Raw genomic sequence first — 354 nt, forward strand, 5'->3', positions numbered from 1 at the left:
GCAGTTAAGCTCTTCAGCGCCGATGGTAGTTGGGGGTCTCCCCCTGTGAGAGTAGGACGTCGCCAAGCTATATCTTTAAAAGATTCAAATGGGTTTTAGGAAACGTTATATTATTCCGCAGTAGCTCAGTGGTAGAGCATTCGGCTGTTAACCGAACGGTCGTAGGTTCGAGTCCTACNNNTGCTTCCATAGCTCAGTAGGTAGAGCACTTCCATGGTAAGGAAGAGGTCAGCGGTTCGAATCCGCTTGGGAGCTTCCTAGTCTATCTATGAAACCATAAAGTCCGGCCCGTTGGTCAAGCGGTTAAGACACCGCCCTTTCACGGCGGTAACACGGGTTCGAATCCCGTACGGG

3 tRNA genes are annotated in these 354 nt (G+C 51.0%); all 3 read left to right on the forward strand.

Features of this window, described 5'->3' with window-relative positions:
- Window positions 1–116 precede the first annotated feature (116 nt).
- Window positions 117–189, forward strand: a tRNA-Asn gene (locus ASU00_RS18680).
- A tRNA-Thr gene (locus ASU00_RS18685) sits at window positions 183–255 on the forward strand. The genes ASU00_RS18680 and ASU00_RS18685 overlap by 7 nt, the downstream gene beginning before the upstream one ends.
- Window positions 256–285: 30 nt before the next feature.
- Window positions 286–354, forward strand: a tRNA-Glu gene (locus ASU00_RS18690).

Origin of the sequence: Peribacillus muralis, assembly GCF_001439925.1 — a bacterium.
Lineage (GTDB): Bacteria > Bacillota > Bacilli > Bacillales > DSM-1321 > Peribacillus > Peribacillus muralis.